Source organism: Parvibaculum sp. (assembly GCF_030694575.1).
Lineage (GTDB): Bacteria > Pseudomonadota > Alphaproteobacteria > Parvibaculales > Parvibaculaceae > Parvibaculum.
The window spans coordinates 1-21,464 of the sequence record NZ_JAUYUS010000052.1; the positions used below are offsets into that span (position 1 = coordinate 1).

General features: G+C 60.8%; 14 protein-coding genes. 4 read left to right on the forward strand and 10 right to left on the reverse strand.

Features of this window, described 5'->3' with window-relative positions; translation table 11 throughout:
* Positions 1-307: 307 nt before the first annotated feature.
* Entirely contained in the window at positions 308-1,849 is a 1,542-nt protein-coding gene (locus Q8S60_RS07720) for an FAD-dependent oxidoreductase (protein WP_305278536.1), read from the forward strand.
* An 11-nt stretch (positions 1,850-1,860) separates the two neighbouring features.
* Positions 1,861-2,385 carry a hypothetical protein gene (locus Q8S60_RS07725; RefSeq protein ID WP_305278537.1) on the forward strand — a complete coding sequence of 175 codons (525 nt, stop codon included), beginning with the start codon at positions 1,861-1,863 and terminating at the stop codon, positions 2,383-2,385.
* A 240-nt stretch (positions 2,386-2,625) separates the two neighbouring features.
* On the opposite strand, the gene mtgA is transcribed toward Q8S60_RS07725, so the two are convergent.
* Entirely contained in the window at positions 2,626-3,357 is a 732-nt protein-coding gene (mtgA, locus tag Q8S60_RS07730) for a monofunctional biosynthetic peptidoglycan transglycosylase (protein WP_305278582.1), read from the reverse strand.
* Positions 3,358-3,507: 150 nt separating this feature from the next.
* Here mtgA and Q8S60_RS07735 point away from each other — a divergent pair, with 150 nt between their 5' ends.
* Complete coding sequence (locus Q8S60_RS07735) at positions 3,508-3,741, forward strand: YMGG-like glycine zipper-containing protein (RefSeq protein ID WP_305278538.1); 234 nt, start codon at positions 3,508-3,510, stop codon at positions 3,739-3,741.
* A 56-nt stretch (positions 3,742-3,797) separates the two neighbouring features.
* Here the strand turns inward: Q8S60_RS07735 and mtnC are convergent, their stop codons facing one another.
* The 3 genes from mtnC to mtnB are packed head-to-tail and all read right to left on the reverse strand — an operon-like array spanning position 3,798 to position 5,679.
* Entirely contained in the window at positions 3,798-4,505 is a 708-nt protein-coding gene (gene mtnC, locus Q8S60_RS07740; protein WP_305278539.1) for an acireductone synthase, read from the reverse strand.
* Complete coding sequence (locus Q8S60_RS07745) at positions 4,502-5,056, reverse strand: acireductone dioxygenase (RefSeq protein WP_305278541.1); 555 nt, start codon at positions 5,054-5,056, stop codon at positions 4,502-4,504. Before Q8S60_RS07745 ends, mtnC begins: the two co-directional genes overlap by 4 nt.
* Entirely contained in the window at positions 5,053-5,679 is a 627-nt protein-coding gene (gene mtnB / locus Q8S60_RS07750; protein WP_305278543.1) for a methylthioribulose 1-phosphate dehydratase, read from the reverse strand. The genes Q8S60_RS07745 and mtnB overlap by 4 nt, the downstream gene beginning before the upstream one ends.
* A 252-nt stretch (positions 5,680-5,931) precedes the next feature.
* Between mtnB and Q8S60_RS07755 the strand changes: the two genes are divergently transcribed.
* A complete protein-coding gene (locus Q8S60_RS07755) occupies positions 5,932-6,975 on the forward strand; it encodes a winged helix DNA-binding protein (protein WP_305278544.1) in 1,044 nt (347 codons plus the stop codon).
* Between the two features lie 404 nt (positions 6,976-7,379).
* On the opposite strand, the gene Q8S60_RS07760 is transcribed toward Q8S60_RS07755, so the two are convergent.
* The 6 genes from Q8S60_RS07760 to Q8S60_RS07785 form a co-directional block, all read right to left on the reverse strand.
* Positions 7,380-10,220 carry a response regulator gene (locus Q8S60_RS07760; protein WP_012110760.1) on the reverse strand — a complete coding sequence of 947 codons (2,841 nt, stop codon included), beginning with the start codon at positions 10,218-10,220 and terminating at the stop codon, positions 7,380-7,382.
* A 355-nt stretch (positions 10,221-10,575) separates the two neighbouring features.
* Positions 10,576-14,955 (reverse strand): NACHT domain-containing NTPase, encoded by a 4,380-nt coding sequence (locus tag Q8S60_RS07765; RefSeq protein ID WP_012110759.1) that lies wholly within the window; start codon positions 14,953-14,955, stop codon positions 10,576-10,578.
* Positions 14,942-18,880 carry a hypothetical protein gene (locus tag Q8S60_RS07770; RefSeq protein WP_012110758.1) on the reverse strand — a complete coding sequence of 1,313 codons (3,939 nt, stop codon included), beginning with the start codon at positions 18,878-18,880 and terminating at the stop codon, positions 14,942-14,944. Before Q8S60_RS07770 ends, Q8S60_RS07765 begins: the two co-directional genes overlap by 14 nt.
* The gene (locus Q8S60_RS07775; RefSeq protein WP_041536555.1) at positions 18,873-19,955 is read right to left on the reverse strand and encodes a nucleotidyl transferase AbiEii/AbiGii toxin family protein; all 1,083 of its coding nucleotides are present in this window, start codon (positions 19,953-19,955) and stop codon (positions 18,873-18,875) included. Before Q8S60_RS07775 ends, Q8S60_RS07770 begins: the two co-directional genes overlap by 8 nt.
* Positions 19,955-20,587 (reverse strand): DUF6088 family protein, encoded by a 633-nt coding sequence (locus Q8S60_RS07780; protein ID WP_245545109.1) that lies wholly within the window; start codon positions 20,585-20,587, stop codon positions 19,955-19,957. Before Q8S60_RS07780 ends, Q8S60_RS07775 begins: the two co-directional genes overlap by 1 nt.
* A gap of 565 nt (positions 20,588-21,152) precedes the next feature.
* Entirely contained in the window at positions 21,153-21,464 is a 312-nt protein-coding gene (locus Q8S60_RS07785; protein ID WP_012110755.1) for a DUF736 domain-containing protein, read from the reverse strand.

Consider the following 21,464-nt stretch of genomic DNA (forward strand, 5'->3'; position numbering starts at 1 on the left):
TGATCGTCCTCCATGTGATGCCGTCCCTTGCCGGGCTCGGGGCCGTCTTCCGCGAGGCGGGGACCCGGCCCTTTTCCGGGCGGGCCCCGGTCGCGGCGCCGTTGCCGTAAGGGGTGTTCTTGTTGGGATGAAACCTCGCACAGAGGCGGAACCCCGGTCCAGCCGAAAACGTCCTCGTTTCCTGCCGAAACCCGGCGTAAATTCTAGGGTGCGGTCCAACAAAAGCCCGGCCTCCGCCCTAATTCAGGCATGAACCCGGGTAAGAAACGTTCCAGAAGACGAGCCCCGCGAGGAGACCAGATCCCAGATGTTTATCGATGGACGCAGCGTTCCCGAAGGAACGGTCGTTGAAACCGATCTCGCCATCATAGGCGCCGGCGCCGCCGGCATCTCGATTGCGCGCGAACTGGCCGGTTCCGGCATTTCCGTCACCCTCCTCGAAAGCGGCGGCTTCGACTTCGATGCCGAAACGCAGGACCTTTACGAAGGCGAGATGGGCGGCGTCGACTATCCGCTCACGAGTTCGCGGCTGCGCTATTTCGGCGGCACGACAAATCACTGGGGCGGCTGGTGCCGTCCGCTCGAGCCGCTGGATTTCGAGGTCCGCGACTGGGTCGAGAATTCCGGCTGGCCGATCGACCGCCAGACGCTCGACCCCTATTACGATCGCGCCCGCGAGCTCTGCCAGATACCCACCGGCAACTTCGACAACGCCGCCGCATGGGCAGCCGATGGCGAGCCCCTGCCGCTGGCGGGCGGCGAGGTCGTCACCCGCTTCTTCCTCTACAGCCCGCCCACCCGCTTCGGAAAGAAATACCGCCCGGATATCGAGCGCGCGAAGAACATTGCCTGCTACCTCAACAGCAACGTGCTGGAAATCGTGCCGACGGAAAACGCAGCGGAGGTCGATCATCTGCGCATGGGCACGCTGTCCGGCGTCCGCTTCACGGTGAAACCGAAAATCTGCATCCTCGCCGCCGGCGGCATCGAGAATGCACGCATCCTCCTCCTCTCCAACAGCGTCCAGAAGAAGGGCCTCGGCAACGGCAACGACGTCGTCGGCCGCTACTTCATGGAGCACCCGCACATCCCTTCGCCCGCGGCCTTCCTCATCACCGACCCGGAGCTCGTCGCGCGCTTCTACCGCACCTACACCCGCACCGATAATGGCGTCATTCGCGGCTGCCTCATGTTCTCGGAAGAGTATCTCCGCCGCACGCGGCGCATGGGCACCGTCCTCACTTTCGGCATGGTCCAGCCCGTCACGGCGGAAACGGGCCGTGGCCCGGATGAAAAAGACCCCGCCGCCTTCACCATGCCCTCCGTGCTGCAGCTCGCCCGCAGCACCACCTCCAGGCCCGCAACGGGCGAAGAGCTGGGCTGGCGTCTCGGCGTCGGCTGCGCCTCGGAGCAGGAGCCGAACCCGGCAAGCCGCATCACGCTTTCGGAGCAGAAGGACGCGCTCGGCCTCAACCGCACGAAGCTCTCCTGGCGCCTGAAGAAAAACGACGCGGACAGCCTGCGCGGCAATCTCGAAGCCGTCGCCCGCGCCTTCGGCGGCTGGGGCGAGGGCCGCGTCCGCGTTCTCTTTCCCGAGCGCGACGAATGGACGGAAGCCGAAGGCTGGGGCAATCATCACCTCGGCGCGACGCGCATGGCGGACGATCCGAAGAAAGGCGTCACCGACGCGAATTGCCGCGTCCACGGCCTCTCGAACCTCTATATCGCGGGCTCGTCCCTTTATCCGACCGGCGGCACCGTCAATCCGACGCTCACTCTCGTGGCGCTGGCGCTCCGCCTTTCCGACCACCTGAAGCTTCGCTTCGCGCAGACCAACGCCGTGCAATAGGAGTTTGGGCCATGGAAGAAAATCATCAGGATACGGAACATCATGAAGGCGCGGCGCACGGCCCCGCGGTCTCCCGCCGCACGGTCGTGATCCTGGGCGGTACCGCCCTCCTCGCCGCCGCGCTCCCCGCCGCGCTCTTCCTCACGGAGCCGGAAGGCCCCACTCTCGGCGCGCGGCATTTCATTACCCTGCTGGCGGACCCCGCCAGCGCCGCCGAGCTGGGTGAAATCTGGTTCCGCGACGGCCGCCCCGGCGAGGCGCTCCCTGTCTATGAAACCCGTTTCGAAAAGCGCCTCCGCGCCCATGGCTGGAACCCGCGCATGGATATGGAGGAAACCCACAGCGTCCTCGCCGATGCCGTCCGCGCCGACTACGCGGCCAGCCGCACGGTTTCGGTTCGCGAATGGCATCTCTCCGAAACCGAAGCCGACCTCTGCGCGCTGGCCGCGTTGGAAGCCCGCCGCCGCGATATCCCCGGTACGCATTCACCCGCGGGCGACACCCCCGGGGACAACCCCGCCCCCGCCCACGGCTGACTTATCCCCTATACCTTTCTCGCACCCTCCTTACTGCCACCCTCCCCCTGCGGGAGGGTCAAAATTCGCACAGCGAATTTTGGGGAGGGGTAAGCGTGAAACCTCAGCACATAATCCGCCTACGGACAAAATCCTACCCGCTTTATGACAATCTCATGACAGTTCAATGACAGTCAAAACCCGCTTCCGAAAAAGCCCGGATTCCCGCCCTTTCCCGATTGTGACAGTCACCCGGAAATCTCAGTCGCACGGACCGTGCTTGCCAAGCCGGATGGAGTTCATCCGCGCCGAAATCGTCGCCGCATAACCGGTGTTCGACGGCCGCCGCGTCAGCGGGCTCGGCAGCACCGCCGCCAGTTGCGCCGCCTGGGCATGGCTCAGTTGTCCCGCACTCACCCCGTAATAGTGCCGCGCCGCCGCCTCCGCTCCATATATGCCGGGGCCGAACTCGATCACGTTGAGGTAAAGCTCCAGGATCCGCCGCTTGGAGAGCAGCGTCTCCAGCCACACGGTGATATAGGCCTCGCCGCCTTTCCTCAGAAAAGTCCGTCCGGGCCACAGGAAAAGGTTCTTCGAGGTCTGCATGCTGATCGTGCTCGCGCCGACCACCCGCCTGCCGCCCTTGTAGCGTTCGATGGCGGTATCGACGGCCTCCCAGTCGAAGCCGCCATGTAGACAGAATTTACTATCCTCCGCCGCGATCACCGCCCGTTGCAGGTTCGGCGAAATCTCGCTAAGTGGGCGCCATGACTTGGAAATTCCATAGCCCTCCACCGCCCGGATCAGCATCAGCGGCGTCACCGGCGGCGGCACAACCATATAGATCAAAAGGATTATAGCGGGCCCGAAAAACACCGCCAGCAGCGCCCGCGCCGCCCACAGCGCAAGCCGCGTCGGGAGGCCGCCAGGGGCGTCCTCCTCATCCCCTGTTTCCAGGCGATCGCGGCTCGGGCCTTCCGGTTTGAAATCCATGCTCACGCGCGGATCATCCGCTAGCCGCCCCTTCCGCACAAGGCCGAACGCCTTGGAAATGGCCCTTAAATGCCCAATTCCTGCCCTTCTCTGCGGGATAGGGCGACCTACCTTCAAATTCAGGCAAGACAGGAAAAGGAGGCAAAAGCGATGATGAAGACATCTCTGGCACTGACCGCCGCCGCCTTTCTCATGACGGCAGGCTGCACGGACCTCAACCGGACGGAATCCGGTGCCCTTTCAGGCGGTGCCATCGGCGCTGGCGTCGGTGCGGCTGCAGGCGCCCTCACCGGCGGGTCGGCCACCACGGGCGCCGTGATCGGCGGTGCCGTGGGTGCCGCAGGCGGCGCCTACAAGGGCTGCCGCGAAGAAGGCAAGTGCTGACAAGTCGTTGAAATCAAAAGAAGGAATGGCCCGGGAGAAACTTTCCGGGCCATTTTTCACGCCGGCTTTCCGGGCGAGATCGCCTTCTCGACGGCGCTGAAAGACCCGGCAAGCGGACCGGCCATCCACGCATCTTCCGGAAGCGCGCGGTCGATCGTGACCGTCTGCATCCCGGCCTCCCGCGCCGCCTCGATCTCGCCCTCATGGTCCGACAGGAACAGCATTTCCTGCGGTAACAGCCCGGCCGCGCGGGCAATCGCCGCATAGGACGCGCTTTCCACCTTGGCGCCGATCCGCGTATCGAAATACCCCTCGAAAAATTGTCCGAGATCGCCCTGGTCCGAATGGCCGAATATCAGCCGCTGCGCCGCTTCCGAGCCCGATGAATAAACGAAAAGGCGCAGGCCCCGGCTGTGCCACAGCCGCAGGGTATCCGCCGCATCCGCATACACCTCGCCTTTGAGCACGCCTTCGTCATAGCCCTGCCGCCAGATAAGCCCCTGCAGCAGCTTCAGCGGCCCTGCCTTGCGGTCTTCGTCCATCCAGGCCAGCAGAAGCTGCACGGCCGCCGCATCGTCGGCCTCCGCAATGCCGCCAAGCGCGCGCGCATCGGCCAGCGCCGCAGCGACCTCCTCGTCATCGGCATTTGCGCTCACGAAATCCGCAAGCCACGCCCGCGCATAGGGAAACAGCACCTCATGCACAAAGGCGAGAGGCGTTGTCGTTCCCTCGATATCGGTAACGACGGCGCGAATAGCCGTCATGCCACTTCGCTCTCGAACTTCGGAAAGCGCGTGGCGATGTCGTCGCCCGTGAAATGTCCGACCCAGCCCTCGGGCGATGTGAAAATCCGGATCGCGCAGAAATGCGGCGCGGGTCCGGTGTCGAACCAGTGCGTGGTGCCGGCCGGCACGCTGATGAGATCGTTGCGTTCGCAGACGACGCGGTAGACCCGGCCGCCTTTCCGCAGATAAAACGCACCCGCCCCTTCGACGAAAAAACGCACCTCGTCATCGTCATGCGTATGCTCGGCGAGGAATTTCTGGCGCATTTCCGCGCGATTGGGATTGTCGGGCTTCACCCTCACGACATCGACGCTCTTGTACCCGCCCTCAACCATGAGCCTCTTCACATCGGCTTCGTAGGCTGCAAGCACAGCCGCCTGATCCGCATCTTCGCCAAGCGCATGCGGCGCGTCCCAGCGCTCGAACACAACGCCGATTTCGAAAAGCGATGCGGCAATCTCCGCCCCGTCCCTCGTATCGAGCAGCACGGTCGCCGGATCGGTATCCGGATAAACGGTGAGATGGGTCATCTTGTGCTCTCCTCGTGAAGCTGCGCGGCAAGCAGAAAATCGAAAGCTTCCATATGGCGTATCGTCTCCGTCGCAGTCGCTCCCCAGACATATAGGCCGTGCCCCGCGATCAGATAACCGGGGCAGACGCTGGCACCATCGAGGCGTTCCTCGACAAGCGCGGCGAGACGGTCAGTATCCTGGTCGTTCGGCACGATGGGGATATCTATTTCCGCCTCATGCGTGGTGACGCCGGAGAAAGCCTTCAGCAGCTCCCAGCCCTCGAGCCGCAACACGCCCGCCCTTGCATGGCGCCGCGAAAGAATGGTCGCCGCCATGCTGTGCATATGGGAAATCGCACCGATGGCAGGCGCGGCGCGGTACCGGGCAAGATGCAGCGGCGCCTCGGCGGATGCACGCGGGTGCCTGGGCCCCGCGATTGCGGCCTCGATCACGCCCTGCTCGTCGAGCTCGGCCTTGTTGGCGCCGGTCGCCGTCAGCGCGGCTCTCCGATCGTCCATCCGAACCGAGAAATTGCCGCTGGTTGCCGGCACCCACCCGCGCGCGCCGGCAAAGCGCGCCATGGCGATGACACCCGTCGCGGCCTCCGCAAAGCTCAAAATCGGCGGTATCGGGCTTGGCATGAAGGCTGATCCTTTACATGGGCAGTCAAAATCGCGGCCAACATAACGGATTTGCGCGACGTTGAAACCCTGCGCAAGGATCGGAAATCCCGCGGGATTCAGCCATTTTGCGCGTCAGGTCCATTTTAGGACGAAAATGGATGTTTACATCGAACGATCTAGCTACATATATTTAAAGTTGTATAAACCTTTTTATGTGTGTCATTGTGGTTGAACGCAACCCGATTCGTCTAATCAAGAAGGTCTAGATCAATGATGTCCATTACGCAGCATCTCGAAGCTCCGGCGTTTACGGCACTTGTAGATCCCGATTGCGCGGACCGTCTTCGGGACTGGAACGCCTTCCCCGCAGCGGATGGTGACCTCAACCTGTCATGGCAGATCGCCTCCTCGCGCGGCGCCGTGAAGGATCGCCTGTTGCGCGACGAAAATATAAGGGTCGTCCTGATCGCCGCGCCATCGGAAGCCGATCCGCTGCTCCGCGACATCGCCCGCAACAATCAGCAATTGCCCGGGCGAGCATGGCTCCACGTCATCCTGCTGACGGCGGCCCACGTCACAACGCCGCTGCTCGCACAGTTGCGGCATTTCGGGTCATGGTCGGTGCTGACGGAGCCCTGTACCGCCGCCGAAATCGGCGAAGCGCTCGCCGAGGCGGCCGGAAAATCGGCCGAACAGCACCGTTTGTCGATGCTCTCCGCTGCAATCCGCGCCGATGCGGAAGATATCCTCGTCCGCACCCGGAACATTGTAGGCGCGCTCTGCAACGTCGAAGCGCCGACCGCTTTCGGCAACCTCGTACGTATCGCGGACCGCCTGAGCGGCGGCGATACCGCCCAGGAACTGCCGCCTCTCGCTCCCAGGCAGCAGCCGGCCAGCCCGGCGAGAAACACCCCTGCCGGCCCTAACCATCTGCTGTCCGAAGAAGATGCAAACCGGCACTGGACGCGCAGCCTCATCGATCTCTGCTCCGCACGGCAGAATTACTTCCCCGACGGGCTCTTCTCCGATCCCGCGTGGGACATGCTGCTCGACCTCACCTATGCACGCCTCGCCGGAAAGCGCGTTTCCGTATCGAGCCTCTGCATTGCCTCACGCGTGCCGGCAACGACGGCGCTCCGCCGCATCGGCGACCTCGTATCGCAAGGTCTCGCGACCCGCGCCCGCGACGAAGCCGACGGCCGGCGCGTCTTTGTGGAGCTGACCGAAGACGGATTTTCCCGCATGATTGCCTATATCGACAACGTCCGCGGCATGCTGTCGGGCGAGCCCCGCGCAAGGCTGCGGAAAGCATGAAGCCAGCTACTGCAGCATTCTGTCGGCCCCGTCCCTCAACAGAAGCTAACCACAAAAAAACCGCCGGACACGAAGTCCGGCGGTTTTTCTATTTGGTTGCGGGGGCCCGCAACCACCGATACTTGCGGCTGACAGAGTGTGAGATTCCGAGGGCGTGAACAAGATTTGAATAAATTCACCCACATCGGAGGATCTAGAATAGTATTATTCGGCAAATATGAGAGCCGGTGCCGACGCTGAATATAAGGCCCTCGATCTCCACCAAGCTTTGCCGCCAATTCCTGCAGCAAAGACAAAGCGGTGCGCGGCGTAAGTCTGAACAAGGTATGGCGCGCGAACATACGCGAGGTGTTCACACGCCCAGACAAGCAATCCTCCCAGCGAGCTCTCCCGCGACTGAGATTTCAGAGACGGACAGCGTGAACAGCCTCGGCATTCGCCGCCAGCCAGCCGCGCACCGCACGAGAGGCCGCGTCATGAGCCGAGAACAACGTGTCCATAAGGCGGTGCGCGGCGTCCAGGTCGCCAGCCCGGCATGCTTTTTCAAGCAACCGCGCGGCCGCGCTTTCCCGCCTGGCACCGATTTCGCCCGCCGTTCCGACAATGACATGAGCAGCGGCCATCATCCCCTCAAGATCGGCACGGCCGTTCGCCTCCCGGATCGTTGCAATCCGTTCTTCCGTGTCGCTCAGATAGAGATCGAGCAACTCTCGCAAATCCGACATCGAGAGCACAGACAAAAGGTTCTCCAGTGACGCCACATCGAGGTCGGCGAGTCCTTCCTCGATTGCCAAGGTGGCAGGATCGCCGGATAGCTCTTCATTCGCGACTGCGTCGGACGCAGGCGGCTGCGCGGGCAACGCGGCGGACACTTTGGCAAGCTTGGCGAAAAGAATGTCCCGGCGCACCGGCTTGGATATGTAGTCGTCCATGCCGCAATCCAGATATTTCCGCTCGGCGCCTTCCATCGCATTGGCCGTCATCGCGATGATGGGGATGTCGCATTTCGGCGCCGGCAAGGCTCGAATGCCCCGCGTGGCGCCAACGCCATCGAGCTCCGGCATCTGAATGTCCATGAGCACCACGTCGAAATGCCCACGGCGAACGGCATCGACGGCCTGCAATCCGTTCTCCGCAATGGTCACGCTATGCCCCAGCTGTTCGAGCATCGCCAGAGCGACCTTCTGGTTGATCTTGTTGTCCTCCGCCAGCAGAATCCGCAAGGTACGGGCGGACGTCGCCGCGCCGTCCTCAAGCACGTCTCGATTATGCGCTGAACTCGAATCGACGAGCGGCGCTCCGCTATAGACGCGCATCAGACAATCCAGCAGCTCATGCTGCCTCAACGGCTTTTCAACGCGGGCATCCAGCGTGTCGTTTTCCTCGTGAAGCTTGCTCGCATGAGAGCCTGCCGATGAGACGAGTACCAGCTTCATATCGGCGAGATCGGGATTGTTGCGAATGCGCGAGGCAAGGTCTTCGCCCGAGATGCCGGGCATCATCTGATCGAGGAAGGCAATGTCATATGGATGACCGGCATGCCATGCCCTTTCCAGCTCGGCCTGCGCGGCAAAACCATCTTCGGCTCTGGTGACGGTAATGCCATAGGTGCCCAGTTGAGAGGTCAGGACGTCGAGGTTCACTGGAACGTCATCGACGACCAGCACTTTGAGCTTCTCGAGATAGACAGGCAGGCGGCTGAGATCGGGCAGGTGGGCGGCCGAGCGTACAAGCGATAACTGGAACCAGAACGTCGAACCCGCCCCGACCCGGCTGTTGACGCCGATATTGCCATCCATCAATTCGACGATCTGCTTGCAGATCGCAAGACCCAGGCCGGTGCCGCCATAGCGCCGTGTAACGGAGCTGTCAGCCTGGCTGAATTTCTGAAACAACCTGCCGCAGACGTCCTCGGGAATGCCAATGCCCGTGTCATGCACTTCAAAACGCAGATGAGACGCCTTTGTCTGGGGATCCTCGACGCGGTAAACCGACACCCGCACGGCGACGCCGCCCTTCTCGGTGAACTTGATGGCGTTGCCGATGAGATTCAACAGGACCTGGCGCAGACGCGCGGGATCGCCGCGGTAAATGCCCCGCGCGGCCGGCTCGATATAGGCGCCGAGATCGATCTGTTTTTCCGCCGCCCGCGCCGCCATCAGGCTGATCGCGCTTTCGACCGTGTTGACCAGATCGAAGTCGATATGATCGAGCTCGAGACGACCGGCCTCCAGCTTGGACACATCGAGAATATCGTTGACGATGGTCAGCAAGGCTTCCCCGGACTCTCGAACGGTCTCGGCGAATTTTCGCTGCTCGGCGTTCAACGCCGTGGTGAGCAGCAATTCCGTCATGCCCAGTACGCCGTTCATGGGCGTACGAATCTCATGGCTCATATTGGCGAGAAAGTCGGACTTGGCGCGATTTCCCGCTTCAGCCTGATCCTTGGCGGCGATCAATTCCTGCTTTGTCGCTTCGAGTTCGGCGATATAGACGCGCATGCGTTCCGCTTCACCAGACGCGCGTTGAGCCAGATAATTGTCCACCAAGGCGCCGACCAGGCCGAGCGCAATGATCAGGAATGTAACGGTCGCGATCGCGATGGCGATCATGCCGGGTTCCGCGACAACATCCGTTACGACGATGGTCGGGTCCGGCACATAGGTGAGCGCCGTCATTGCCGTGAAGTGTGTGGCGCAAATCGCGATGGTGAAGAGAAGCGATCCCACCAAGATGCCACCAAGTGCAGGAACGCGCATGGCGGCATGCATGGCGCCCGCGCTCGTCAGTACGCCGATGACGACGGCCGCGACGACATAGTTCATATCCCAGACGGGATCGGCCGGAATCCGGACGGCGGTCATGCCCGTGAAATGCATGGCGCTGATGGCCGCACCGATCAGGGCACCCCCGGCCAAGGGGCCGGGCCTCCCGAGAACAATCGCAAACCCCACCCCGCACAACACGATGGCGATCAAGGCGGAGAAGAAGGTCAAGCCAATCTCGTAGTTCACGGGCAGGATGGACTTGAACGCAAGCATCGCGACGAAATGCGTCGCCCAGATGCCGCTTCCTGCTACGCCCCCTGCCGCCATCAGCCAGAGCGTCCGCACTCGGCCCTGCGCGAGTTTGGCCCTGCCCAGCATGTTCATGGCGGTGAAGCAGGCGAACAGGCACAAGCCGCCCGCCAAAACGACGAGCCCTAGATCGTGTTCCTGAGTGATGCAGCCAATGACCCTCAACATGCCCGCAAGCTAGCGAGACATGTTGAATACGCGGTTAATTCTCTTAACGAGTTGGATCACACGGCGACGGACAGGACCGCGCTCAAACAGAGCTTTCGCGTGCTTTTCGCCTCGGCCGAGTGTCTCATCAATGTTGGCCACCTCCCTCCAGCCGAGACCTGCATCCGCACACGATATCCGACGGCCGGTGGTGTCGTGGTGAGTAGCCCCTCGTCACAGCCGCCGATCATACGGCCATAGCGTGCTTCGCTTCTGCTCGGTATGACCGGACTAGCGGCTTTGCGATAGGAGAGCTGGATGCAGTCACGCGCTTACTTTCGGGCCGAAATTTCGCCCGGATCGTTCGCTTGCCGAATCAGTTTCCGTCCTCTGCATCGGGATCTGGGGTCAAGATCGGCCAAGGGCGACCCGACGCAAGATCGGGATGGCGTGGTTCCGATTCTGGAGCGCCGTACTCGTCCCGGAGCTTGTCTATGAGGTTGAGAAAGCGGGCGGCGGGGTCATCCTTGCCGCCGCTGCCCGTCATCGCCAGCAGCTTCCGGCGCAGCTCGACCGCCGGGACGGGCACGACATTGTACGCACCTTCCCAGTTCTCTGCCGGGACGTGCTCCGTGACAGCGCTTTGGATCGACTGCCACGTCGTGAACGAACGTCCGGTTTTCATCTCAAAATCGATCAGCATCAATACGCCGTCCGTGTCAGGGTCTTCGGCAACTGCGCTAGCTAGCAAGGCAAGCTGCTTCGTTGTCGGCCCATTCTTCAGGAGGTCATGGACATAGGCGCGGACCTCGGAGAACTCCGAAATCAAACCACCCAACTCACGTTGCCAACGCCACCCGTCGTGTGACTTGTTGTCGAGCGCGCCGCTGATCGTCAAGTCAACAAGGCGGCGCGCGGCGGATACGGTGCCGAACCTCAACGCGGTCGCGCGCCACCCATGGTTCTGGTAGAGACGCGGATCATCTTCTGCGAGCGTGAAAATCACATCTTCTGCGTCGTCCGAGGACGAACTGCCGAGTCCGCGGACCATCTCTTCGAGTATTCGTGGATGGCGCTGAGCATCCGGCATGCCGCGCACGATGGCGGGCAGATCGGTGACAGGCGTGGCAAACGGCAAAAGGCGCAACCAATCGCGTAGCTGATACGCGTCGCTTTGTGTCAGAATCCAAGTCTCCTTCTCGGCCGCCTCAAAGGTCTCAGCTATGCCGTCGGCCACGAGCTTGATGTCGATGTCCTCGCCAGAGAGGACCAGCGACAACAACAAGCCTGCGCGCGCCTGCCTCGGCGCGAGAGAAATGAGCTTCTGGATCGTCGCGTCACGCTGGCCGTGGGGGAGCCGTGCTCCTACAATGCCGAGCGCGACCGCCAGCTTCACTTGCGCATCTGACGAACCATCGACAATCAAGGTCTCGATTGCGCCGAAGATCGCCTCCGCCTCGATCGATGTCGCGGCGGGATCGGCGGCGCGGGCGTCCCGGCGCGCTTCCACGCGCGAGAAGTCTACGCCGATGAGGAACTTTTTGTCGTCCTTGGGTTCGTTTGCCTCAACCCACTGGGCAGCCAGCACACACGCCGCCAGCTCGCCAAAATGCTCATCCGTCAGGTATTGGCGCATCAGCGCAGCGGTCTCCGACGCATTGATTGCCAAGAACGCACGTTGGTACTCGTGCATGTGCGGATGCTGTGCTTCGTGGACCGCGTCGCGATCCTTCCAGCCGCTGGCAGTCGCTTCTTCGCGGAAAGCCCGATAACGACGTAAATTGTCGTCAAGCATGCTTTTCAAGAGTGGAAGATGTGCGACGGACGGTGCGTGGCTCATCATCGTTGCAATGGTAGCCACTCGCCAGCGCTTCTCATCCCCAGCGGCGAGCATACGCTCAGCCCATTTGCGCGCGAGCACACCGATTGCAGCCAAGCCTTCTTCGCTAAAGGGTCGCGCCCGTTCTTCGTCACCGTTGGTCTCGCGGGAAAACAGCTCGGCCAGTTGGACGATTTCCTCATTATCGGCATCTGCCGCCCGCGCCTGAACGGCAGCCACCAAACTTGCGCCCGGCGTGTGGCCGATACGGTCTCGCAGACCGTGATAGCGATCACCCGCAGACTGATCGTATTTCCCGCTGGCGTCGCGCACGACTTTCCCAGCGGCAAGATACGCGTCGATCAGCCGTCCGACAGCGATTGGTCCTAGCACTGAGGCGGCAGCTTCAGCGCGGTCGTCGTGGCGGTTTGTCTCTTCGAGGGAAATTCCGAGCAGCTTGTCGTCCTCAAGGGAAAACCCGGCGGCGGCAAGAATATTGTCCGCGCCGTAGAAGAGATTTCGGTGCTCGCGCACGCGACGCAGCAACCCCTTAGCGAGAGCATGCGGATAGCGTTTTCGCACTTCATACAAAAGGTGGAATTCGCCATCGCGCTTCCGGTCGATCTCCATTTCAGCAACAATCTCAGCGACCTCGGCATCGCGATCATCTCCCTCCGGCGCGTAGACGAGCGTGCGCAGGCGCTGGAAGTGCGAAGTGCCAAAAGCTTTGCGCCGCTCACGCGCGCGCTGGAGTTCCCGCTGGACGGCATCGACTGCAATATCGTCGAGGTGACCCTTTTCGGCGAGGATGTCGTAGGTCGCGTCGCCGGCGTCAGCGAGCAAGTCGGCGACGTGGCGATCCGCTCGCCGAAATGAAAGCGCATCGACCACTGTCGCCTTCACGTCCGGGTCGCCGTCAGTCTTCGCGATTGCGGTCGCAAGGTCGAGGCCGTCGATTCCGCCATGCGATGCAATTTCATGCAGTACGTTCTTGCGGATTTCCGGTGGCAGCGCTGCGATGCGCACCGGCGCGTCGTTCCCAAGCACGGATGGGCGAAATCGCTTCGCCGCCCGGAGAGCGGACAAGTGCACTTGGGTGTTCGCGTGCGAAATAAGCGGCCAAAGAAGATCGCCGAATTCCGGCCTGCCGGACGCGACCATGAAACGCACCGCGCGATCCACCTTGCCTGGCGCGTGCCACTGCTCGGCGAGGTTCCGCATTTCGGTGCCGATCGGTGCCCATACCTCGTCGGTGGCGCGGAAGATCATCTCGCCCGCGAGGACAGGATCGACTTCAAAGGCCGCGCGGATGGCGGCACTGCATGCGGCCTTATGTACGGCGTCGCCGCGCGCGCTTCGTTCGACAGCGAACAGGACTGCTTCTTCCCACGGGCGCTGATCGAGCACGTCTACCTTCAGATTCTCGCGTGCTGCTGGATCGCTAACGGCCTGTAGCATCAGTCGCTCGACGTAGTGCGAGGCGTACCATTCCTGAAATTGCTGGTGCTGGAATGAGTAGCCCGGCATGTCGCCGGAGCGCGTCAGAACATGATTGCTGACAAGCGTGTCGAGCAACGTGTCGGGTTGTGTGGAGATGGTGATTTGTCCGTCGTCCACCAAGACCCGCGCGGTCTCAGCGACCGATTTGCGCGCGTTGCTGTCCGTGATCGCCGTGTTGGCCGTTGTCGTGGCGAACACGGCGAGGCCATCCAAATAGTCCTGCTGGAAGCCGAGGGCCACGGCATGAAGCGCCGCCGCACGGCGGGCTTCCTGCTCGTGTGCGGCAATGAAGCGTCGTAGCACTTCTTCCTTTGTTGTCGGAAAAGGCGCGCCCTCTGGCAGCGAAAGAAGTGCCGTGAGGTAGAGTGGGATGGTCACAAGATCCCGGACACCCGCTGTCCGCCACGCCTGATCGACGAGTTGTACGCCAGCCTCGCCCCGCATGCCGCGCGCGATCTCCATTTGCTGCTCGTCGTCAAGCGGCAGTAAATCGACCCGCGTCCCGCCGAACGGAATGTCGAGGGCCTGTTTGCGCGTGGAAATGACAAGACCGAGCTCCGGCAATTCAGCCTTGAGAGCAGTGATTTGCACGCGCGCGCGTTCGCGTGCGGCGGCATCCAGTTCGTTCCAACCGTCAAGAAGTAGCACGACGCCGGGTTTCGTGGCGACGGCGCGGAAATCCTGCTCTGAAATTCCGTTGAACGCAGGTCGTTTGAGAATGGATGCGAGCAGCGCTCCGCCTTCGGTGGCCCAATCTCCCAGCGGTACGATGAGTGGCGTGCCGTTGCCGATTTCCAACAGACCATCGGCGACCTGAAAGAGGGTTGTCGTCTTTCCCATTCCGGGTGCCGCGACAAGGATAAGGTCATCCAGCGTGGTCACGGCGTTGGCAAGCGCGCGCGTGCTGAGCGCCTCGTCCACGTGCTTCACCTTTAACGTCAGCGTGAGCGCTACGTTCGTGCCCGGCCATTTGGGTGTTCGACGGAACACGGCCAAGTCCGCAGCGGCAGCTTTTTGAAAGCGTGCACTGATTTCCGAAAACGTCGGCGGCATGGTCGGACCGAAGGCAAGCTTGTCGATAATGCTGCGCCACATGTCCTCAGAGTGCTTCTGCTTCCAGGTATGCAGAAACGCCTCGGTAAAAATGGGATCATCTGAATCAATCGCCTTTGCACAGTCCTGGCAAAGCCAAATCCCATTCTCATGCGATTTCCGTTGCTCTGGGGTCATATCGGCGCGATAGCGGCGCGCACCAACTCCGGGGGCTGCAGCACAGATATGAGCGGCAACTCCGATATTCACTTCCTTTGAGCCATCGCTGGTCGGCGCTGACGTCAGCTTCCTGCAACTTGGATTGCTACAATGATACCGGGCTTGCTTTGCTAGGCGATTCTTGGTCGCCTGAGAGAAATCGTCCCTGTTTTTACTCTTGGTCATCGGCGGTCTGCTCAAATTTGGTCGCGTGTACATGTTCTATATTTTGTCCGCCGGTGGACATATTGCCGGTCTCGGCTGAAATCAAAAGCAGAGACAGATACCCCGCTGCCTCGGCGAAATTGCTTGAAGATCCGCCAATCGCAGCCTGCGCGTCAGCAGCAAAATCGATCTCCCCAGTTCGCAGATGCTCGATCAATTCAGACACATCCGATCGCAGAGCTGGATCAAAGGCATCGAGGCGTCGGATCAGTTCTTCGTGCTTTCTGGCGAAGGCGGCCTCCAAGCTCCGACGGGCAGCGATCTCTTCTTCAGGACGAGTCTCATTGCCGAGCCATTTTTGATCCATTGCTCCAAGTTCGCTAGCAAGGCTCAGCACCTCCCCAAATATGCTTGCCATAGCAGTTGGGGCCTGTGGCAATCCGAGTTGTTCCGCCCAGACGGCAGCCCCTTCCACGTCGGGAAGGAGGGTCCGGTAACCAGACTTCGCGAGCGCCGGGAACGCGACATCCGCAATGTAAGGCATGATTGTCAGGTGGACAGACGAGCCCACCAATGACCGCACGAGTTCGGCTTGTTCAGCGAGCGTGACCACCGCATCTGCAATGTCGGGCGCAGGTATTAGCGCGAGAACATCTGCTGGCGGCCACGGGAAAATACCCTTGGCGTTAACGCGAAGATGAAACTGTGCGACGACCCCGGCTTCCTCTGCCAGGCGCTCAATTTCTGCCTTTCGCTGAGCTAGTCGTGTTTCGCCGGCAGCTTTGGCAGAGAGGGATACGAGCCGAACTGAGTTGCCTACTCGCGCGCCTTTGCCGCGTGCCGCCCAAGTTACCGCTGGCGCTTGCTTCCTTTCGTGGGCTTCTCCAGCCAGAAGTCGCAACGCCTCCAAGAGCGTCTTGAGTCGGATAAGCATTGGCGAGGGACCGTCGGCGATGAGCTGCCAAGGCTCTTCGGCAATTGCAGTGTCGACATCGGCGATGAGATCGGTCAACCAAGCAATGTATGCGCCAGCTTGGTCCGGCAGTATCGCGAACCTCTTGACGAGATTGACGCTTGCGCTGTGCAGGAGGTTCTGAAACTTGGTGACGGCTGTACTAGCCTCTCCGCCTCCCGCGCCCGACGCTTCCAATGACGAAACAGCAGGAGGTGTCAGCGCTTCAGTATCCGCGTTGAGTGAATTCAGCCTGTCGGCGAGGCTACCGAGTGCATCCTTTCCTCGAAAATACGCGTCGAAGACCTTCTCCAACGTCGGCACAAGGGCCTCGAGAATGGCCACGCCTCTTGCAAGATAATCGCTATAGCTCGGAGCGGCGACGCGGCGGGAGATCAGATCCCGCCAGCGCCGGTTCCATTGAGGAACCGACGGTGGAGGAAGATTCTCTCGGGGAATCCGCTTTGTCCCGAGCGGCAACTGGGCAAGGCCTGCCAATTCGCCACTTGCGGTAATAGCGTTGGACACCGCAATGTCAGCCGACGGACACAGTGCCAATATCCGCTCGCACAAACTAACAACCGCGTCGTGCGGATTTTTCTGTACAGAGCCGGCAACGTACCAAAGATCGCAACGGACGATCACTCCATCATCGGCATCTTCGATTGTTACAGGCCCGGCCCAAGCCGTCTCTGCTTGAACCCGTGCGAACAGCGTCTCTTGCCCGACCTCCGCTACCCAATGACTGGCAATCTCACGATCCAGGGCGGACAAGGTGCCCATCAGAGAGCCCAAAAGATCGAGATTGGCATACAAGAGGCCTTCTGGAGCCTGCATGAGACTGGTCCGCACCGCGGCTGGCAATGGCATTCCGATCAACGCTGCGAGAATCTCATCTAAGCTCACCAAATCCGCTGTCTCGATCAGGGCCGACAGGACAGAGAGCGACATGCGCTCCATCAACAGGCGGCGAGGGTCATCTTCCGGCGAACCTTTGATCTGCGAAAGTCGATCCGCCGCGGCCTGGACCTCCGGGATGATGGTGAGACTACTCAGGCTAGTACCGGCGACCCCGAACATTGCGGCGTTCGTGACTTGCGTTCGCGGCAACACACGCGCTTCGGGAGTGTCCAGCCATTCGTCCACGCCCGAAGAAATGAGGCCCGAACCGAGGCCCCGAAGCGCTGAAGCCAACGCCCGCGCATCCTGTTCGTCCTCCAAGCAGGCAATCAAGCCATTGAGCACCGCTGGAACAGGCAAGCGCCGCGCAGATAGCGTGTCCGCGACCAACGGCTCGAGATCGGCGGCGGGCACACTTGCAATCGTCCGTTCGAAACTCGTTTCGAGGGTCGGCAACGTTGTTTGGTGCGCGAGCTGCAGCAATTCTTCGGATCGAAGCTGGTGTAGGCCGGTGACTGCGCCCGGCGCAGGTGAACGAACCAGATGTTCCTGGATGAGGCGTTGTAAGGCGCGTGACAGATCGGCGTCACTGACCGAGAGAGCGCGTGCCAATCGCGATGCATCGACTTCAGCATTCGCTGCGCCTGCCCAAGCGCCGGATCGCAGAATATCCAGTTCAAGGGAACGCTTCGGATCTGAAATTCTGGCCGCGACTTGATCAGCGAGGAGTTCGTGCATCCTTCGCCCGCGCGTCAGGATATGGACATATTCTAGAAGAAGGCCATCGCTCATCTTCCACGGCTCGCGCCAACCCGCCCAGTTCGTCTTTTCAGCTTCGCGCAGTTCTCGCCAGAGTCGTTCTGCGAGTTCATCATCGGGATCGGCGCGTATTTCAGCTGCACGTGCGCGCTCGGCAATCAGCGTTACATCTTCTTCCCGGACCGAACCGAGCAGTACGACGCCGGGTACGGACATCGCTTCTTTGAGCAAGGCGCCCCAGCTTTCCGGCCCGTTCCGTCCGATATCATCCATGACGAAGCCCAAGGGACTGTCTTCTGAAGCGCGGAACGTCCGGACTAACTGGCGCAGAGAAGGAATATCCGCCGCGCTCAGACGACGGATACGAAACCACCGCACCGTATGGCTCAACGTGTTGGCGACCTCCCACATCAAAGCAGATTTTCCGGCCCCTGACGGTCCGACGATCAGCGCGGCCCGGCGTTGTTCAATACCTTCCACCAATGCTGATCTGCTTTGGGGCCGCTCGGATACCAGTCCCGCCGCGAGGTGACCGGGTTCTACATCGACCCCAAGATAAAAGTTCGGATCATTGAGCGGTGTGAGGAAATCGACCGGTTCGCAGACGCCTTCCCTGAGGGCCTGTTCGATCGCGTCAACATCGATAGCAGCCAAGACATCGCGGATTGACGTTTCGGTATCGGAGATCGAAAGGCCGCGATAACTCTCCGGCGATAACCTGCCATTGGCGTCTGCCAAGGAACCCACGCGAACAAGCAGATCGGCAAAGCACATCTGGGCCGCGATCGGAGCGCAGCCCAGCCGATTTGCGATCAAGCTGATCGCCCATTCCTGCGGTGAGGTCGCCACGGTGATCGACGTTCTCGGAAGAAGGTCGGAGGCCTCACTGAGCTTTGAAAGCCTAGCGCTGATCGAGCCTTTGATTGAGCGGACTGCCGGTTGATCTTCGAAGGGGACGAGGCCCGCCACCTCCCGCTCAAGAACGAGTTCCAGTCGCTCCGGCCGCGGTGCCGAGCCAAGCGACCGTTTCCACAGATCTTCTATATACCCGACGGTCTCGCCTTCCGTATAGTCTCCAAGGTGCTCACGTCGGCTCTTGATCTGGACAAAGCTCTCTGCGTCGCCACGCAGCTCAACATCGTCACCGCCTTCCGGAATCACTATGGCGGGCGCTCGCTGACCGGCCCATATTTCTACCGCTAACCAAGCGGACACGGCATCCTGGTAACGAAAGCCCCGGCCTGCATTGGATCCGGCCCTGGATGCAGCCTTGGCCGGTTTGGACGATGGCTTTGGATCACGGCGCGGCTTCGGGCTTTTTGTCTTCTTAGCCATCTTCCTGGCCGTCGCTTTCTTCAGCTCCTTCCGCCGGAACATTCAGAGCCGTCTCAAGTTCAATGATATCGTCGACAATCTCTTCAAAGGCCGGAGCTTCTCCGAAGATCATGCTCGACATGGCGCGATAGTCGCGGCTGAGGTCGTCGAGCATCTTGCCTTCGGGACGAAGAGAGAATGTGGGTGGCGTTGCCGTCGCGAGATCGAAGGCTGGGCGATTGAAGAACATGCGGGCATGGGCCACGCAGTCGGCGCCCAGTTCGCGGTCTTTCAAGGCCCTCTTCCCGGCTTCTGAAGCCAGCAGTAGGTGTAAATCGTAGTAGTGGCGCGAGACCCGCTGACCGTTTCCTTTGAGTTCCCCACGATTATCGAACCAGCGCCGAAGCCCATGCAGGATCACGACCTTGTCCCAAAAGGTCCGTTCCGGATCGACCGTTGTGACGTTACCGACACCTAAGTCGATATCTGGGATATCGCTTTCCAGATACGGCCGGATGACTCGATCCGAATTGGGATCGAGAGCCGACTTCGCGCCGGACTCGATCTTTACAGCCTTGCCGACATATGCATCTTCGGGCGTTGCCGTCGGATAACGCACATAGAGCGCCTGACTGTCTTCAGGGTCGGGCTCAATTCGGAACTGTTCCGCGCTTAACCCATTGCGTTTGGCCGTTTCGCCTATGATCGCGGACAGCCCCGTTAGGCACGGTCCATTGATGTAAGCCTCGCAGGCTGCTTTGATCGCATCCAGAGCTTTGCCGCGTTTCTTACCGCTGAGAGCTTCTAGTTCCGTGATAGAGGCTGCTTCTCCCAGATCGTCACGGAAGACAGTGACATCGATATCCTCCGAGAAACGCTTGATCAGGCCAAGCCCTTTGGAGAGCGATGTGCCGCCCTTGAACAGCAAGCGTGGCCGGTCTGCTAATCCATTGAAGAGCGCATCAAGGGTCCAGCAAACCCAGAAGTCCTTTTCGACGTTCTGGGGCGTCGTACCGAGGCGTTGGGCTGTCGTCGTATAAAGACCCAGCCGTGTCTCATCGTCTGCTGCGATGACCTGGTCGAATGCAGAGTTCATCATGTGCCGGCCTGTTCTTTCAACATCGGCCGCAACAGATTCTGCATCCAGCTCGGCAACGTCGACAGGCCAGCCAACAGGTCAGCCCGGAGCGCCTGTCCATCTTTTGGGTTCTGAAGAATTGCGTTCAGGCGGCGCTTAAGAACTGCATCGTCATCGACCTGACCCATGGTGTCCCGTAGCCAATGTAGCGCCTGAACAATGCGCATGGCCGGCCTTCCCGCCCAATATAGCTTGCTTGCAGCGGTTGGCTTGAATGTGATTCCGAGCTGGCCAAGCGAGACCGATTTGAGCCGCGCATCCGCGTGCACGACGATCTTCGCAGGAACTGCATTCGTAAGCCCCAGATCATTGGCGGCGGTCATACCGTCGACGAGTACGCGGATCTGGTCCCGCCGGGCGATAGCCTCAATCACCTGTCGTGGGTCGGGAGGATTGCTTTTCTGTGTGAGAGTGTTGAACGACGGCTTGTCGTAAAGCCCTCGATCGACCCGCCGCAGATTTCCGGCGCGTGTCAGTCGCTGCAGTGTCTTGTCCACGGCGTCGCGCCCGCCAAGATCGAGGAAGTCTCGTGGCGTCCAGACCCCTCTTGGCGCACCACTTTCGATGCGCCTCAGGATCGCGGTTTTCAAGTCTGATGCAGTGTCCGTCATGTCCGAAATATGTAGTATTTTTTCGGACAACCTTCAAGGAGTGCGTCCGAAATCTGTATGCAAATTTCGGACGTATGCCATAATATAGCTATAATCTTCCCTCAAACACTGGCTTTAACTAGGCCGCCATTCAGACTTTTGGACAGCTCATCAAGTAAGAGAATCTCTGCGCAAAATGGACCAGCTTCCCGCCCGGTTCCATGTGCCTAAGGAGCGCGTGGGTGACCTCTCGTTGCGAGCGTGACCTGGATCATTGATACATATCCTCACAGCTCAGAACCCCTAGTCCAAGGATTTGCATCACAGAAGGTTGGGACAGAGATAGCCCTGCCACGACCGCTCAGGGGACAGATATCGATTTGCCCATTTGAAATGGCCACGTGTCTCGGATGTCGCTTTTTCTCGCGGGCCAACTGTTTCCAGGAGTCCGCACAAGGAGCGGAAATTCGAACATAACTTTCCGAACTGATCCCGTATTGGCCGACGCTCATACTCATCTGACCAGCGATCTTAAATTCGGCTCGAACCGCATCCGAGCCATTCTTCAAGTCGTTTCCCACCGCCGCCAGACGAGGTGAGCCTCCCGATTCCCCTCCGTCGGGAAGAGCGCCGCGTGAAGGGGCGCCGCCAGTACCGGATCGTCGAGCCGGACACTCAGATACTCCTTCTCACCGCTCCGCTCCCGCCAGGCGGCGCCGATCTCTGAGCGGCCGACATAGAGCTTGAAGGCCGGCGCCCGCTCGCTGTCGCGATTGTCGTTCGGTACGAAGCGCAGCTTCGCATCGATAGTGAGGGTTCGGATCGTGCCGGACCAGCCTCCCTCCTTCGTGGGCGTGAACATCCCTATCACAGACAT

Excerpts from the sequence above, each read along its gene's own strand:
- Q8S60_RS07720 (WP_305278536.1), top strand. The coding sequence starts at position 308 with ATGTTTATCGATGGACGCAGCGTTCCCGAAGGAACGGTCGTTGAAACC.
- Q8S60_RS07725 (WP_305278537.1), top strand. The coding sequence starts at position 1,861 with ATGGAAGAAAATCATCAGGATACGGAACATCATGAAGGCGCGGCGCAC.
- mtgA (WP_305278582.1), bottom strand. The coding sequence starts at position 3,357 with ATGGATTTCAAACCGGAAGGCCCGAGCCGCGATCGCCTGGAAACAGGG.
- Q8S60_RS07735 (WP_305278538.1), top strand. The coding sequence starts at position 3,508 with ATGATGAAGACATCTCTGGCACTGACCGCCGCCGCCTTTCTCATGACG.
- mtnC (WP_305278539.1), bottom strand. The coding sequence starts at position 4,505 with ATGACGGCTATTCGCGCCGTCGTTACCGATATCGAGGGAACGACAACG.
- Q8S60_RS07745 (WP_305278541.1), bottom strand. The coding sequence starts at position 5,056 with ATGACCCATCTCACCGTTTATCCGGATACCGATCCGGCGACCGTGCTG.
- mtnB (WP_305278543.1), bottom strand. The coding sequence starts at position 5,679 with ATGCCAAGCCCGATACCGCCGATTTTGAGCTTTGCGGAGGCCGCGACG.
- Q8S60_RS07755 (WP_305278544.1), top strand. The coding sequence starts at position 5,932 with ATGATGTCCATTACGCAGCATCTCGAAGCTCCGGCGTTTACGGCACTT.
- Q8S60_RS07760 (WP_012110760.1), bottom strand. The coding sequence starts at position 10,220 with ATGTTGAGGGTCATTGGCTGCATCACTCAGGAACACGATCTAGGGCTC.
- Q8S60_RS07765 (WP_012110759.1), bottom strand. The coding sequence starts at position 14,955 with ATGACCAAGAGTAAAAACAGGGACGATTTCTCTCAGGCGACCAAGAAT.
- Q8S60_RS07770 (WP_012110758.1), bottom strand. The coding sequence starts at position 18,880 with ATGGCTAAGAAGACAAAAAGCCCGAAGCCGCGCCGTGATCCAAAGCCA.
- Q8S60_RS07775 (WP_041536555.1), bottom strand. The coding sequence starts at position 19,955 with ATGAACTCTGCATTCGACCAGGTCATCGCAGCAGACGATGAGACACGG.
- Q8S60_RS07785 (WP_012110755.1), bottom strand. The coding sequence starts at position 21,464 with ATGTCTGTGATAGGGATGTTCACGCCCACGAAGGAGGGAGGCTGGTCC.